Genomic DNA, 16,402 nt, shown 5'->3' on the forward strand with positions numbered 1-16,402 from the left:
CCCCGCGGCTCAAGGCCTCAACGCCATGGATCCCCGCACCAATTATGCCCATGATGCATGGGAATTCCCCCATGATGCAGGGATACAAAGCCGACGCAAACCTTAACAATGGCGGAATTCCGCCATTTCGCGCCCCTACATCATGGGAGGTTCCCCACACCATGTGAAAATCCCTACATCATGGACTCGGCTCCCCTCAGATAAGGGGAGCCGAGTATGCATCAGGCTTCGTCGAAGCCGGACTGGCCGAGACGGGCGTTCAGCTGAGCTGTGAAGCGGGAAGTCCAGTGGGCTTCCCGTAGGCGAAGTGAGCGGGGCACACTACAGGTGCCCCGCGAAGGGATCCGAACGAACGGATCGGACTGTCAGGCTTCGTAGAAGCCAGACTGGCCGAGACGGGCGTTCGGATCCAACAGCATCGCCTTTTCGACCTCGTGATGGTCGTAGCCGCGGTGGTCGTCGTGGAAGCGACGGTTCTCGATCGGCTCGTACAGCGCGGCCCGGCCCATCATGCCTTCCTCCAGATGACGCTGACCGGCGGCCAGACGGGCATTGGCGCGCTCACGCCATTCGGCAAGCGCGGCCTCGCCGTCGGCCTTGGCCACGGCGGCCTCGAAGGCGCCCGGATGCACCAGCGCCACGAAGCCGGACACGTGTCCGAAGCCGAGCGAGGTGGCGAGTCCGGCCTTGACCGGACGGCCCGCCGTCACGCGACCGTATGCATCCTCGCCGCCACCGATGCGCAGGGGCTTCCTGACCCAGACCATGTGGTCGTCACGCTCCAGCTTCGGGTCCACGCAGTCAAGGGCCGCGTTGGCCGGAATCACGCCGGACTTGAACAGCTGGGTCAGTCCGTTGACCTGGAAGATGCAGGCACCGCCCTTGGCGTGGCCGGTGAGCGTCTTCTGCGAGATCACGAACAGCGGGTTGCCGTCGGTGCGACCGATGGCGTGGGCCAACGTGTTGTGCAGTTCGGATTCGTTCGGGTCGTTGGCGTTGGTGGACGTGTCGTGCTTGGAGACCACGGCGATGTCGTCCGCCGTGACGCCGAGCGCGGCCAGGTCACGCACAAGCTTCGACTTGCGTCCGCCGAGACCCGCCGCCAGAGCGCCGAGACCGGGGGCCGGGATCGAGGTGTGCGCGCCGTCGGCGTAGCTGTGGATGAAGCCGACCACGGCCGCGACCGGCAGGCCGAGCTTCAGGGCGATGTCGCCGCGGGTCACGAGGATCGTGCCGCCGCCCTGGGATTCCAGGAAGCCGCCGCGCCTGCGATCGTTCGCACGGGAGAAGAACCTCGCGTCGATGCCCTTGCCGTACATCTCGGCGGAGTTGGCGGTGGCGTTCATGTTGCCGAAGCCGATCACCGATTCCACGCCGATGTCGTCGATCGCGCCGGTGACCACGAAGTCGGCCTTGCCCAGGGCGATCTTGTCGACGCCCTCCTCGAGGGAGACCGCGGCGGTGGCGCAGGCGGAGACGGGCTGGATCATGTTGCCGTAGCCGCCGATGTACGACTGCATGACGTGTGCGGCCACCACGTTCGGCAGCGCCTCCTGCAGGATGTCGGTCGGGATCTCGTGGTTGAGGAAGCGGTCGAGGTAGAGCTTGCGCATGGAACGCATGCCGCCGAAGCCGGTGCCCTGCGTGGAGGCCACCAGCGAGGGGTGGATGGCCTGCAGGATCTCGGCCGGGGTGAATCCGGCGGAGAGGTAGGCGTCCACGGTGGTGACGATGTTCCACAGCGCGATCTCGTCCACATCGCCCACCATCGAGGCCGGGATGCCCCAACGGGTCGGGTCGAAGCCGGTCGGGAACTGGCCGCCGACCGTGCGGGTCATGGTGGCGCGGCGCGGCACGCGGATCATCGAACCGGCGTGACGGGTCACGTTCCATTCGCCGGATTCGGCGTCCGGGGCGATGCTCGTGTGCTTGGCGTCCAGCTTGACGTATTCGCGGGCGACGTCCTCGTTCGGCACGGAGAAGGTGACGTCGTGGTCCAGGAAGACCTCGGCCTCCTCCTCGTCGGCGCCGTCCTGGTAGTCGGAGCCCATGCCGGTCTCGAACGGACGGATGCCGGAGCGGGCCACGACCTCGTCGTGGTAGCGTTCGGCGATGTCCTCCTCGGGCACCAGGTTGCCGTCGGCGTCGTACCAGCCGGGCTTCGGGCTGTCCTGCCAGGTCAGCAGGCCCATGTTCCAGGCCAGTTCGAGCACGGCGCCGGCGCTCAGGTCGACTTCGCCGTCCGAGTGGATGCCGAGTTCGGCTTCGGCGCGGGTGCGGCCGGAACCCCACGGGCCCAGCTCGCCGACGGAGACGATGACGATCTCGTCCTCCGGTCGGGCGGTGACGTGCTGCCAGTCGGCGAGGTCGACCGCGGCCTGCTTGGTGACGATGGGGGTGGGCAGGGCCTTGAGGGTGACGGCGGATTCGCTGCTCCCCTCACCCGCCGCGCGGGAGCTCCCCTCAGCGAGGGGAGCCGAGGTGGTCTCGGCGGAGGCCTTCTCGGCATCGGCCTGGGCTTCGGCTCGAAGCGCCTTGATGTCGATGGGCTCGGAGCCGAGGCCGCCGGTCAGGTCCACGTCAAGCGGGTGCTTGACGGCTTCCGCACGCGATTCCGCGGTGCACAGGTCGAGCAGCTTGGCTGCGATCTGGGCGGTGGAATAGGTGTGGATGCCGTGACGCTCCACCACGTCGACCAGCGGGTCGTTGCCGCCCATGAGACCGGTGCCGCGCACCCAGCCGATCTTCGGGTGGGCGAAGGTGACGCGGTCGGACCAGGCGTCGCGTTCGGCGCGGGCGCGGTTGACGATGGCGCCGAATGCGCTCTTGACTTCGCCGTAGGCGCCGTCGCCGCCGAATACGCCGCGGTTCGGGGAGCCGGGCAGCACCACGTGGAGCTTGTGCTGTACGTTGGTGTCCGCACCGATCTTCGAGAAGCCGGCGATGGCACGTTCCACGCCCCACAGCATGAGGCGGGCCTGCGATTCGAACAGGTCGCCGGCGTCGGCCAGGGTGCCGTGCACCGGCGGTGCCGCGAACGGGAAGAACAGGGTCGGCTCGTAGGCGGGCTTGAGCACGGTGGTGGTGGCGCCGGAGGTCTTCTTCTGCTCGTGGCCCACCCAGTCGACCAGCGCATCCACGTCGCGGTAGCTGGAGAGGTTGGCCGGGACCAGCCACAGCCTGGCGTCGCCGGTGGCGTGCTCGCGGTAGGCCTGCTTGGCCCAGGCCTTGATGGACGGCTTGAAGCTGTGCGAGGTGGCCACCACGGTGGCGCCGCCCGCGAGCAGACCTTCGACCACCTGTGCGGCGATGGAGTTCGGGCTCACGCCGGTCACGATGGCGATGTCGTTCGCGAAGCGGGAGGCGGCGGGGTTGGAGGTAGCGGGTTCGAGGGCCTCGGAGGCGATGCGGGCGAAGGCGGTCTTGAGGTCGTCGGTGTCGCTTCCCTCACCCGCTGCGCGGGAGCTCCCCTCAGCGAGGGGAGCCGAAGTGGGAACGCCCTCGGCCGAGAACTGGCCGGCGAACCACTGCGCTTCGTCGGCAATGGTCTTGCCAAGGCCGATGAAGCTGCCGTTCAGGGCGGTCGGATCGTTGTCGTAGTAGGCGCGGGCGAGGTCCTCGCGGGCGGAGGCCCAGCGGTCGTCGAACAGGATGGCCTTGTCGGCGTCGAAGCGGGGCTCGACCTGCTTGGGCCAGTCGGAGCCGAGCTCGGCCTCGACGGCGGCCACCACGGTTGCGTTCTCGTCCTCCTCCTCGGCGGGGGCCGGAGCGGTCACGCCGAGTTCGCCCAGCACGAAGCGGGCGGTGGCGGCGAGCACGCCGTTGGAGCCGGTGACCTTCTCGGCGAAGGCGTCGAGCGCGGCGGAGTCGACCACGGCACCGCCGGCCGCACCACCCGCGGTGGGCAGGGCCACGGTGACGCCCTTCAACTGGGCGACGGCCTGGACGGCGGCGTCGATGAGCTTGTCCGCCTCGGCCTTGGACTGCACGGCCTGGGTGGGCAGCTTGGCGAGGTCGCCGCCGCGGGAGCTGGAACCCTCGCGGGTGTCGAGCAGGAGCGCGGCGAGCACGCTGGCCACCCAGCCTTCGCCGAGCTGCCAGACGTTGGTCACGCGGTCGCGGATGTACTGCTGCTTGACGCCGGCGGCACCGAAGAGCGCACGCAGACGGTCGCGCAGGGCTTCGGAAAGCACGGCGCCGAACGGCTTGTAGTTCGGGGCGGCCTTGTTCACGATCTGCGCGAGCTGCACGAGTGTGGCTTCGGCGGCACCGTCCACGCTGGCGACTCCCAGCTCGGAGCTGATGTCCATGAGCAGCTGGTTGCGGCGCGAGGAGACGCCGTTGGTCAGGGTGTCGGTGGTGTCGTTGCTGCCGATCTGGTCAAGGCGCACCTTGGCGGAGTAGGCCATGAGCACGCCGATGGCGTCGGAGGCCTTGAAGGGCAGGTCGGCGACCGGGCCGGCGGGAGCGGCGGCAGGGGCGGGAGCCGGGGCAACAGCCGATGCGACGGGGCTCCCCTCACCCGCTGCACGGGAGCTCCCCTCAGCGAGGGGAGCCGAAGCAGCAGCGGACGAGCCGAGCTTGGCGACGGCGGAGCCACCGGCCGGCGCGGTCTCCACCGGTGCCGCGGCCTCCGACGAATCGTCGTCTTCCTCGGGCACGAGGGAGTCCGAATCGGTCATGTACACGCGGCCTTCGTCGCGGCCCACGTTGTAGACCACGGTGTCGCTGCCGGCGAATTCGGGCAGATGCAGGGTCTTGGCACCGAGGTTGGCGAGGGTCGGCGCGTTGCCGAGGCCGACCTCCACGTATTCCTCGACGCCGAGGCCGCCCTGCTCGCGCTTGCCGAAGAGCAGCGCCTGGGTCTCGATCCAGCGCACCGGGGAGGCGAACTGCCAGGAGAGCAGTTCGGTCAGGAGCAGTCGGCCGAGCTTCTGGTCGTCCGCGGCGTAGGAATCCCACACCTCCGGGTTCTCCAGGGCCTCGCGGATGCGTTCGGAGGGCACCACGTCGAGGATCTTGGCGGCGAATTCGCGGGTCATCTCGAACGGCACGGCCACGAGGTTCGGGATGTAGCGGCCCACCAGGCGGCCGCGGTAGTCGATGTACTGCGGCAGCAGCGCGTCGAGCTTGTCGCGGAACTCCGGCACGCCCTTCCTGAGCAGCGTGGAGTGGAATGGCACGTCGATGCCGGGCACCAGCATGAACGCCGGTTTGCCGCCGTATTCGGCCACACGGCGGGCGGCGTCGGCCTTCAGGGCCTTGAGGCCCGCGATGGTGCCGGCGATGGCGTACTGCTGGCCGGCGAGGTTGTAGTTGACGATCTGCAGGAACTCGCCGCTCTTCTCGGCCACGGACTCCACGTATTCCTTGACGTGCGCGTCGTCCACGCCGAACTGGTTCGGACGCAGGGCGCCCATGCGGTAGTTGGAGCGGCCCTGGGCGTCGCGGTCGATGAGGTGGTGCATGGTCGAGCCGCGGTGGAACACGAGCTCGAGCACGGTCTCCAGCGGAATCACGCCGGCGAATGCGGACAGCGCGTTGTATTCGCCGAGCGAGTGGCCGGCGAAGTAGGCGGGCCAGATGTCCGCGCCGGCTTCGCGCAGGCGGGCGGTCTGGGCGAAGGCCACGGTGGCGAGCGCCACCTGCGTGAACTGCGTCAGGTTGAGCAGGCCTTCGGGGTGGCGGTAGGTCACGCCGTTGGCGGTGAGTTCCTTGGGGTTATCGCGCACGAGGCCGATGATCGAGAAGCCGAGCTTGGAGCGGGTCAGCTTGTCGGCGCGCTCCCACACGTCGCGGGCGGCGGCGGACTTGGCGCGCTCGTCCAGGACCATGCCCTGCTTCTGGATGCCCTGGCCGGGGTACACGAAGGCGGCGCGCGGGGCGCGGACCAGTGCGGTGCCGCGGGAGACGAGCTGGCCGTCGATGCGGCAGGTGATCTCGAGGGTCATGCCGCCGTGACGAACCTTGCCCACGCGCTCCACGGAGATCTCCACCTGGTCGTTGAGCTGGACCATGCCGTACATGTTGTAGGTCCAGCCGGCGATCTCGTAGTGGGCGCCCTTCTCGTCGGCGGCCTGCACGGCGTGCTGGGCGGTGGCGGACAGCCACATGCCGTGCACGAGCGGTGCCTTGAGGCCGGAGATGCGGGCGCCGCGCGTGGAGGTGTGGATCGGGTTGAAGTCGCCGGAGGTGCGGGCGAAGGCGGTCATGTCGCCGGGGGCGGTGACCTTCACGCGGCGCAGCAGACGACGCGGCGTGGGCTCGATCTCGTCGTGCAAGGCGTCGCCGAATTCGGGGGCGTCGGCCGGCAGCGCGTCGGAGTAGACGCGGCCGCGGATGGCGAAACGCTCGGTTTCGCGGGCCAGCAGCGTGCCGTCGGCGGCGGTGTGGGTCACGTGGATGGTCACCACGCGGCCGGACGCGGATTCGAAGTAGTCCTCGGCCCAGGAGGTGAGGGCGATGGTCTCGCCGGTGTGCTTGAGGAGGTCCTCCTCGCTGACCTCCAGCTCGATGAGATGGTCGAGGTGGACGGCGTTGAGCAGGCCTTCGATGACCGGATATCCATGGACGGAGACCGAACCGAGCGCCGCGTAGATCGCGGGCCAGGCGGGGCCGACCAGCGCGTCGGGGGCGATGCGGCTGGGCTGCAGGGTGGCGGGCAAGGCGCCGCCGGTGGCCGCCTCGTGGTCGAAGCCGAGGTTGGCGGACAGCGTGTAGGTGGCGTGCGCCTCGCCGAACACACGACCCTCGGCAGGCGTGATCTCAGGCATGGCGTCGAGCTTGTCGCCGGTGATGGCGGTGTTGCCGATGCCGGCGGTGGCGGCGAGCATCGCGTAGACGTCCGGAATCAGGCGCTCGCGGTCCACGACCGGCACGCGGCCGGGTTCGGTGCCGTCCACGATGAGCGGGATGACGATGTCGCGCACGGCGTGCTTGGAGAAGCCGCCGTCCGGGTCGTTGTCCCAGTAGGTGTCGAGATGGATGTCAAGGTCGTACTTGCCAGCTGCGGCGTCGAACGCGCGGATCTCGTAGTGCTCGTCGCCCAGTGCGGTGCCGTAGGCGGGGTTGTCGGTGATGTGGCCCACCCAGGAGATGTTCGGGGACTTGCGGATGAAGTCCTCGGCGTTCGCGGCGTCGCCGAGTGCGGCGAACGCCTGCGGCTCCTCGGTTTCGGCGGTCTTGACGCGCTCGATGGCGGCATGCTCGAAGCGGCCGAGGATGTCGGCGACCGGCTCGTCCACGGTGGTGATGCCGGCCACGGAGATCGGGCCGGGGATGGCACGCACGGAATCGGCGGAATAGCGCGGGTCCTCGGACTGCCAGAGCTGGTCCTGGCCCCACCAGCGCAGCAGGTCGTGGTCGATGACCGGCACGAACGGCATAGGCTTGGGGTATTCGCGCACGAGCACCGGGAACCAGGCCACGTCGGCCGGGACCACCGTGAGATCGGCGGTCTCGGGGTAGGCCTCGGCGAGCTTGGCGAGCGCCGGGGCCGGGTCGTTGAGGATGTCGTCGCGGGTCAGGAGGCCGGCTGCGGCGGCGCTTTCGGCGGAGGCCTCGGAAGCGGCGAACAGTCGGGAGGCGAACTCGCCGGAGTCCTTGGCGTTGACGCGGGCCTCGATGCGCTGGAGCAGGCGCTGGAAGCGGTCGGCGTAGGTGGGGTCGGCCCACGGGTAGGCGAGCGCGGCGAAGCGCTTGGCCCAGTCGAGGTAGGTCATGGAGGCGAGGTCGCCGAAGTAGGGCTTGGCGGTCTTGTTCAGGGCCTCGATGATTTCGGCGCGGCGGGATTCCAGCTCCTCGGGGTGCTTCATGACGCGCACGAGCAGGCGGCCGCAGGCGGCGGAGGAGTTCTCGAGTTCGTAGATGTCCGCATGCAGGTGGCTCAGGCCGGAGGAGACGCCGCCCACGGACTTGCCGGAGGGCACCCAGTGGGCGGCCTGCGGGGCGAACGGGTCGGCGGCGGCGTCATCGGCGGAAGCGGCCGCACCAGCGGAAGCGGCCGGGATGCCGGGCGTCTTGACGAGCAGCTGCTTGACCTCGGGGCTGGTGTGCGCCTCCTTGGCGGTCATCACGGCGGTGCCCACGAGCACGCCGTCCACCGGCATGTCCGGCAGTCCGTAGGCGCGGGCCCACTGGCCGGAGATGTAGTCGGCGGCGCGTTCGGGGGTGCCGATGCCGCCGCCGGCCACGAGCACCAGGTTCTCGCAGGCGCGCACGTCGGCGTAGGTGGCGGTCAGCAGGTCGTCCAGGGCCTCCCAGCTGTGGTGGCCGCCGGCCTCGCCGCCCTCCACCTGAATCATGATGACGGTGGGGGCCACGGCCTTGGCGATCGCGACCACCTGGCGGATCTGGTCCACGGTGCCGGGCTTGAAGCTCACGTACGGCAGACCGTCCGTCTGCAGGGATCTGATGAGGGAGACGGCCTCGTCAAGCTCGGGGATGCCGGCGGAGACCACCACGCCGTCGATGGGCGCGCCGGACGCGCGCTTCTTGGGCACGATGCGGGAGGAGCCGAACTGCAGGTTCCACAGGTAGCGGTCCATGAACATGGCGTTGAATTCGACCGTGCGGCCTTCCTCCAGCTGCTCCTCCAACGCGGCCACGTGGCGGTCGAACACCTCGGCGGTCACCTGGCCGCCGCCGGCGAGTTCGGCCCAGTAGCCGGCATTGGCGGCCGCGGCCACGATCTCCGGGTCCACGGTGGTGGGGGTCATGCCGGGCAGCAGCACCGGCGGCTTGCCGGTGAGACGGGAGAACTTGGTGACGAGCTTGTCGCCGGCCGGGGTGGCGATCACGCGCGGGGCGAAGGCCTTCCAGTTCTGGGTGCGTTCGGGTTCGCCCTCCAGCGTGGACAGTGCGGCGCGTTCGGCGAGGGTCGTGGCCTCCACCACGCCCACGCCGGTGCCCTGCACGACGTTGCCGACCAGCTTGCCCAGGGTGTTGCCGGGACCCAGATCAACGATCCACAGCTTGGCCGGTTCGTCCACCTGGTCAAGCAGGGCCTTGACGCGGGCGTTCCAGTCCACGTGGTTGAGCAGCACCTCTTCGGCGAGCGCGCGGGTGCGGTCCTGGTCGAAGCCGCAGGCGGCGGCCCAGGAGACGGTCTGGTCCACGGCCTCGGCCATGAGCGGGGAGTGGAACGGCAGGGTGACTTCGAGGTATTCGAGGGTGGGGTCGAAGACGGTGCCGCCGTGCAGCTTCTCCTCGCGCAGCTTGGCCTGATGCTTGTGCTCGCGCTCGGTTTCGAGGGCGAAGGCGGCCAGATCCTCCGGGTAGCCGGAGAGCACGTGGTGGTTGTCCGAGTTGGTCACGGCGATGGAGATCGGGCCGCGGGCGTGGTTCGAGCCGGCCACGCGGGCGATGAGCGCCTTGACCTGGGCGAGCGTGGCGCCCTTGACGGAGAGCATCGGGCTGGCCTCACCGTACTTGGGGCTCAGGCCCAGTTCGTGTACGCGACGGGTGCCGGCGGCGCCGATCAGCGAGGCGGCGGCCAGGACCTCGTCCAGCGTGGGGGCCGCGGCCTCGATGGAGCCGGCGGCTTCGACGGCACGGGCCATGTGGACTGCGAGCACGCCTTGGGAGTGGCCGAGCACGGCGGCCGGCTTGGCCGCGGCGAGCGTGTATCCCAGGTGCTCGAGGTCGAGCAGGGCGCCAAGCTGGGTCAGGGCCACGCCTTCCACGGAGGCGGTGGTGTCGGCCGCGGCGCCGAGGCGGGCTGGGTTCGGGGTGAAGCCGAACAGGTCCACCGGGCGACCGGTGGTGGCGAGCAGGTCGGCGGCCACGGGGGCGAGCAGACGGCTTGCGGCCTCGACGTGGGCATGCAGGGCTTTGTCGAGGCTGGGATCGGTGATCTGGTCGGCGAGCGCGACCGGCCACGGGGTGGACTGTCCGGCGAAGGCGAGCGCGTGCGGCTCGGCGGCCAGGCGGTTGAGGAAGAAGGTGGTCATTGGTGTTCCTTGTGTTGGTGGATTGGTTGACGTGTTGGGAAGGTTTTGGTGGGGCTAATTCCGGCTCCCCTCTCTGAGGGGAGCTGTCGCCGTCGGCGACTGAGGGGAGTCCGCCGGGGTTGCGGTCATCCTGGAGGTACTCCCCTCAGTCCGCTTCGCGGCCAGCTCCCCTCAGAGAGGGGAGCCGAATTGCATTCCCCTGTCGCTCCGCCGTTACAGCGGCTGGTTGCCGTGGTGCTTGGGGGTGCGTTTCACGCGGCGCTTGGTGGCGAGCGTGGCGAGGGATTCGACGATCACCTCGCGGGTCTGCTCCGGGTCGATCATCGCGTCGATCTGCCCGATTTCGAGCGAGAGGTTCGCGTTGACCGTGCTGGTCTCGTATTCCTTGATGTACTTGGCCCGAAGCGCCTCCACATCAAGCCCGGCGGCCTTGGCCTTGGCCAGGTCGTGCCGGTGGATGATGTTCACCGCGCCGGACGCGCCGAGCACGGCGATCTGCGAGCTGGGCCACGCGAAGTTGAGGTCCGCGCCGATGGCCTTGGAGCCCATCACGATGTACGCGCCGCCGAACGCCTTGCGCAGCACCACGGTCACGAGCGGCACCTGCGCGTTGGCGTAGGCGTAGATCACCTTGGCGCCGCGGCGGATGATGCCGGCATGCTCCTGGTCGCTTCCGGGCTTGTATCCGGGCACGTCCACGAGCGTGACCACGGGCAGGTTGAAGGCGTCGCACAGGCGCACGAACCGGGCCACCTTCTCGGACGAATCGACGTCCAGGATGCCGGCCCTGACGTTCGGCTGGTTGGCCACGACGCCCACCGGATGCCCGTCGATGCAGGCGAATCCCACGAGCGCGGAGGCGCCGAACAGTTCCTGGACCTGCACGAATTCGCCGTAGTCCACGATGCAGCGGATCACGTCGAGCATGTCGTAGGGCTGGCGTTCGTTGGCGGGCACGATCTGGGCAAGCCGCTTGGCCGTGTCCCGTTCGGCGCGGGTGGCGGCGTAGGCGTAGACGGGCGGCTGGCTTTCGGCGTTGGAGGGCAGGTAGGCGAGCACGGTGCGCGCGTAGTCGATGGCGTCCGACTCGTCCTCGCCGAGGTAGTGGGCCACGCCAGAGACGCGGTTGTGCACCTCACCGCCGCCGAGGTCCGCCATGGAGATGGTCTCGCCAGTGGCCGCCTTGACCACGTCCGGTCCGGTCACGAACATGTTCGAGTTCTCGCGGGTCATGATGATGAGGTCCGTCAGGGCCGGGCAGTAGACCGCGCCGCCCGCGCAGGGCCCCAGGATCAGGCTCAGCTGCGGCACGAATCCGCTGGCCTCGCAGGTCTTGCGGAAGATGCGGCCGTACTGGGTGAGCGCCGCCACACCTTCCTGGATGCGCGCGCCACCGGAGTCCACGATGGCCACGATCGGCACCTTGAGGTCGATGGCCATGTCCATAAGGCGGCAGATCTTCTCGCCTTCCGCGGTGCCGAGGGTGCCGCCCTTGACGGAGAAGTCCTGCGCGTAGACGGCCACCTTGCGCCCGTAGACCAGGCCGAAGCCGGTGATGACGGCCGCACCCGCGTTGCCGGCGGCGATGTTGCCGCCCTGGAAGCGGCCGATCTCCTCGAAAGTGCCGGTGTCGAAGAGCATGTCAAGGCGTTCGCGCGCGGTCTTCTTGCCTTTGGCATGCTGCTTGTCGCGGGCGCGCTCCTCGGCGGCGCGGGCCAGCTCGGCGGCCCTGACCACGGCGGCCCTCAGGGGCTGGTGGGCCGAGGGCTGCGCCGGGTTGGCGGAGCCGCGCGAGGCGGTGTCGCGCGCATCGCCCGCGACTGCCGAATCCGTTCCCGCGCCGGTACCAGCCGCGGCCGAGCGCACTGCCGCCTTGACGGCCGGCGAATCCATGATGTCGGTCATTTGGTCGCCTCCTTCTTGGTCACGTCCAAGGTCACGAGGGTGTCGCCGGCCTCCACGCCATCGGCGGGTCCGACGAAGATCTTGGTCACTTCGCCGGCCGCCGGCGCGTACACGTAGTTCTCCATCTTCATGGATTCGAGCACCACGAGGAGGTCGCCCTTGGCCACCTGCTGGCCTTCGGACACGTTGATGCGCGTGACCACGGCCTGCATCGGCGAGGCGATGACGCCGGACTTGGCGCCGTCGTTCGCACTCTGGCCGGCCGCGGCCACGTTGTGCAGGCCGGCTCCGCGCAACGGCTGGGTGGGGCGCTTGGCGCCGCGGGCGCGGGCGGAGCCGGTGATGTTCTCCACGATGTCGAGCGGCACGGTGAGCTTGACGCGACGATCGTTCATCTCGATGACGAACGTTTCGGTGCGGTCCTTCTCGGCTTCCGCGGCACCCGACGCCGCGCCGGCCGTGCCAGCCCCCGCACCGGCGAGGGACGCGGGCTGTCCGGCGCGGGCGGAATCCGGCTCGCGGTTGAGGTACGTGCGCTCCAGCCATTTGGTGGATACGGCGAACGGGTGGCCGTGCTCGGCGGTGAAGTCGTCGTTGCGGAAGATCTCCTTGAACAGCGGGATCGGCGTGGGCACGCCTTCGATCACGAGTTCGTCGAGCACGCGGCGCACGCGGGCCACGGCGGCGGCTCGGTCCTGCGCGGTGACGATCACCTTGCCCATCATCGAATCGAATTTCGGGGAGATGGTGTCGCCCTGTTCCACGCCGGTGTCGATGCGCACGCCGGGGCCTGCGGGCCATTGGATGCGTTCCAGCGTACCGGCGCCCGGGGTCAGGTTCTTGGCCGGATCCTCGCTGGTGATGCGCAGTTCGAAGCTGTGACCGCGAGGCTCAGGGGCCGGGGTGAGCATACCGCCGGAGGCGATGACGAGCTGTTCGCGCACCAGGTCGAGGCCGCTGACCTCCTCGGAGACGGTGTGCTCGACCTGCAGTCGCGGGTTGACCTCGAGGAAGTAGACCTTGCCGTTGGGCGTCACCATGAATTCGCAGGTGCCCAGTCCCACGTAGTCCACGGTGGTGAACAGGCGGCGGGAGTACTCCACGAGCGTGTCGGTGATCTCCTGGGGCAGGAAGGGCGCGGGGGCCTCCTCCACGAGCTTCTGGTTGCGGCGCTGCAGCGAGCAGTCGCGGGTGGAGTAGACGGTGAAGTTGCCGTGGGAGTCGCGGCCGGACTGGGTCTCGACGTGGCGGGCCTTGTCGATGAACTTCTCGATGAAGTATTCCTTGAGGTCGCCGCCCTGGAGCGCGTCGTGGTTGGTGTAGAAGCGGCGCAGCTCCTCGTCGTCGTGGACCACGGTGATGCCGTGGCCGCCACCGCCGTCGGTGCGCTTCATCATGATCGGGTAGCCGTGGGTGTGCGCGAAGTCGAGCAGCGTGCGCATGTCCTCGACCGGCTCGGACAGGCCGGGTACCGGCGGCACCTTGGCGCGCAGGGCCACGCGGCGTGCGGTGATCTTGTCGCCGAGGTCCACGAGCGCGGTGTGGTGCGGGCCCACCCAGACGGCGCCGGCGGCCTCGACCTTTTGCGCGAAGCTCGGCACTTCGGAGAGGAACCCATAGCCGGGGTGCACGGCGTCCGCACCGGTGCGATGCAGGATGTCGATGAGCAGGTCCTCGTTGAGATACGTGTCCTTGTAGGTGTCGCCGGAGAGCAGGTACGCCTCGTCGGCCATGTCCACATAGCGGCCGTCGCGGTCCTGTTCGGCGTAGACGGCCACGGTCTTGATCCCCATCTCCTTGGCCGTGCGCACCACGCGCAGCGCAATCTCGCCGCGGTTCGCGATCAGCAGTTTTTTGACAGATTGAGCCATATCGTCAAATTCTTGCGCGCTTCAACGGCCGGGACAAGACCCGTTCGCACAAAACGTTTCATGGGCTTTTGTAGGCTACCGACAAACGAGCGCGTAGGTTTCGCCGACGTAACCGTAATCTAACTGACGCCAAAATGTTGAAATCACGCCATTTTCGAACCACTCTTCCCCACACTTCGCAAGTTGACAGTAAATGGTTTATTCGTCAACTTACAACAAACGGGGATCGACATTTTTGTACCTTGGCACGAAACCGCACGAAATCGAACATCCCTACGATGGCAATCGTTGGGGGAAGGCTCCATCGCCATCCCGGCTCCCCTCGGCCGCCGCCAGCGACGATCTTCTCCGGAGGAAGGGGAGCCACAACTCAGGCAATCATCGCGTCTCACATCGCGGAACATCCATCATCGCATCGCAAAGGGGAATCATCATGCAGACTTCGCACACCGCGGCACCCGCCGCCTCCGCAATCTCGCCCGTCCGCCGCATCGCGGCCGCATCCTGGAAGCCGGTGCTGTTCGCCGCGCTGCTGTGGCTGGCGGCCGCGGCCGGCGAGATTCCGGTTCCCGGCACTCCGGTGCCCATCACGTTGCAGACCTTCGTGGTGATGCTGGCCGGTCTCATGTTGCCGTGGCGTCAGGCCGCCTCCGCCGCGGCGCTGTATCTGGCCGCCGGCGCGCTGGGACTGCCGGTGTTCGCGGGCGGCGCCTCCACGATGGCGCTGGCCGGTCCGAGCGCCGGCTTCCTGTTCGGCCTGGTTCCGGGCATCATCGTCATCGCGCTGCTGCGCGGCAAGGCCGGCCTTTCCTCCGCCGCGCGCACGGCGCTCACCGCCGGCCGTTATCTGCTGGCGGCCCTCGTGGGCGGCGTCGCGGTGGTGTACTTCTTCGGCATCACCGTGCAGTCCGCGCTCACGGGCGTGCCGCTGGCCACGGTCGCGCTGGCCTCGATGGCCTTTGTCGCCGGTGACATCGTCAAGGCCGTGGTGGCCGCACTGGCCGCTTCCGGACTGAGCAGGCTCGTCCGCTGAAGCTACATCGAGTCACACCGAGCCGCATCGAAAACGCCTCATCTCATGGTTCGGGCCGCCCATGCAGCATATGCCGGGCGGCCCGAACCATCTCTCTTTCTTTCCTCTGATCGTCGGCGGCAACCGTGACGCCGACGACGTCTGTTACAGCACGCCCACGTCCGCGGTGCGCACGGTGTGGTCGATCCCGTCGGGGGTGCGCAGGATCAACGAGGCGTCCTCGTTGAGTCCGATCGCCTCGCCGGTCAGCGTGGATCCGTCCGTGAAGTGCGCCTCGACCTGGCGTCCGCGCGCCCAGCACACGGTCTTCATCTCCTCGCGCAGCAGTTCGGCCTGACCGTGCGGATCGGCCACGAACTTGGCCAGCCGTTCACGGAAGCCGGCCACCTCGCGGGCGGCCACGGCGTCGCGCAGTTCGCCGAACGCGGGCAGGTCGTGCACATGCAGCTGCAGCGACGTGGACTGCGGCGTGGGCAGGCGGCATGCGCCGAGCATGAGGTTCAGGCCCACGCCGAACACGATGGCGACGTCGCCATCGGCATCGCCGTCCGCGCCCGCCGTTTCGGGCAGCAGCACCAGTTCGGACAGTAGTCCGCCCAGTTTGAGGCCGTGGCAGAAGATGTCGTTGGGCCACTTGAGCTCCAGCAGCGAATCCGGATGGTCCGGCTCGGCGCCGAATTCCCGCATCGTGCCGTTGAGCGCGTCCAGCGTGACCAGTCCGGCGATCATCTGCAGCCAGCCGTTGAGCGCCCCGTCGGTGGCGATCGCGCGCGGCAGCCTCACGGCGTAGGAGATCGTGGAGGATCGGCCGGGCTGGCTCACCCACGTATGTCCGTTGCGGCCGCGACCGGCGGTCTGGCGGTCGGCGGCCACCACGGCGATGGCGGGCGTGCCGTCCTGCGTCGGGGCGAGCGGCATCGTGCCGTCGGCGATCATGCGCGCGGCGAGCGCGTTGGTCGAGTCGGTCTCAGCCACGGCCACCACCTGCTCGGCGGCATCGTTGGTTCTCGGCAGCTGCGGCACTGCAGCCTTCAAAGCAATAATCATGGGTGTCACCATACCCCCGATACCGACCAAGGCAACCCCGTCGTCCCACGAAGAACCGCACAATTCCGACCATTTTCCGACAACGGTTCGTTGTTAACGCTCACAACCATCGCGCAACGTGACGCAAATCACACTTTCACTCCACAAGGTATCAAGGTTGACGGTGGTCGAAATTTGTTCAGAACCACCGCGTCATCAGATCCCGGATGCAAATCCACCCTCCAGAGGTCTTTTCCGCATAGAAATGACCGTCTTCTGTACCGAAAAGACCTCAAATCCGGGCATTCACGGTCCTTTCAGTACAGGAACGGAGGTCTTCTGTACCGAAAAGACCGCGGACGCCGCGATTGACGGTCCTTTCGTCATAGAAGGCACCCTCTTCTGTACCGAAAAGACCGCAAGCACGGCGGCGCACGCCGCCTCCGCCTCGCGCCACCCATGGCTTGTCGACATCGCAGCCGCCCCGGCAACCCGGCTCCGCCCACCGCCCGTGCGCATTCGTCAACCGCAAGCACTTCTCGCACACGCCTTATTTATAACCTTATAAATAAGTGCTATGCTGGTCTCGTACGCACAGATGCACGGCACCGCGGAAA

General features: G+C 68.3%; 5 protein-coding genes. 1 reads left to right on the top strand and 4 read right to left on the bottom strand.

What is annotated here, in order from left to right; translation table 11 throughout:
- Positions 1-365: 365 nt before the first annotated feature.
- The 3 genes from KIH81_RS03225 to KIH81_RS03235 form a co-directional block, all read right to left on the bottom strand.
- A complete protein-coding gene (locus tag KIH81_RS03225; RefSeq protein ID WP_214304037.1) occupies positions 366-9,950 on the bottom strand; it encodes a type I polyketide synthase in 9,585 nt (3,194 codons plus the stop codon).
- A 213-nt stretch (positions 9,951-10,163) separates the two neighbouring features.
- A complete protein-coding gene (locus KIH81_RS03230; RefSeq protein WP_214304038.1) occupies positions 10,164-11,855 on the bottom strand; it encodes an acyl-CoA carboxylase subunit beta in 1,692 nt (563 codons plus the stop codon).
- Positions 11,852-13,726: an acetyl/propionyl/methylcrotonyl-CoA carboxylase subunit alpha gene (locus KIH81_RS03235; RefSeq protein WP_214304039.1), complete on the bottom strand. Its 1,875-nt coding sequence runs from the start codon at positions 13,724-13,726 to the stop codon at positions 11,852-11,854. Before KIH81_RS03235 ends, KIH81_RS03230 begins: the two co-directional genes overlap by 4 nt.
- 433 nt (positions 13,727-14,159) lie before the next feature.
- On the opposite strand from KIH81_RS03235, the gene KIH81_RS03240 reads away from it, so the two are divergent.
- Complete coding sequence (locus KIH81_RS03240) at positions 14,160-14,759, top strand: biotin transporter BioY (protein WP_214304040.1); 600 nt, start codon at positions 14,160-14,162, stop codon at positions 14,757-14,759.
- A 144-nt stretch (positions 14,760-14,903) separates the two neighbouring features.
- Here KIH81_RS03240 and KIH81_RS03245 read toward each other — a convergent pair whose 3' ends face one another.
- Complete coding sequence (locus tag KIH81_RS03245; protein WP_214304041.1) at positions 14,904-15,806, bottom strand: biotin--[acetyl-CoA-carboxylase] ligase; 903 nt, start codon at positions 15,804-15,806, stop codon at positions 14,904-14,906.
- Positions 15,807-16,402: the final 596 nt, after the last annotated feature.

The organism is Bifidobacterium miconisargentati (genome assembly GCF_019331675.1).
Taxonomy (GTDB): Bacteria; Actinomycetota; Actinomycetes; order Actinomycetales; family Bifidobacteriaceae; genus Bifidobacterium; species Bifidobacterium miconisargentati.

Bases quoted from the DNA above. Each gene is read 5' to 3' on its own strand.
- KIH81_RS03230 (WP_214304038.1), bottom strand. From the start codon at position 11,855: ATGACCGACATCATGGATTCGCCGGCCGTCAAGGCGGCAGTGCGCTCG.
- KIH81_RS03235 (WP_214304039.1), bottom strand. From the start codon at position 13,726: ATGGCTCAATCTGTCAAAAAACTGCTGATCGCGAACCGCGGCGAGATT.
- KIH81_RS03225 (WP_214304037.1), bottom strand. From the start codon at position 9,950: ATGACCACCTTCTTCCTCAACCGCCTGGCCGCCGAGCCGCACGCGCTC.
- KIH81_RS03245 (WP_214304041.1), bottom strand. From the start codon at position 15,806: ATGATTATTGCTTTGAAGGCTGCAGTGCCGCAGCTGCCGAGAACCAAC.
- KIH81_RS03240 (WP_214304040.1), top strand. From the start codon at position 14,160: ATGCAGACTTCGCACACCGCGGCACCCGCCGCCTCCGCAATCTCGCCC.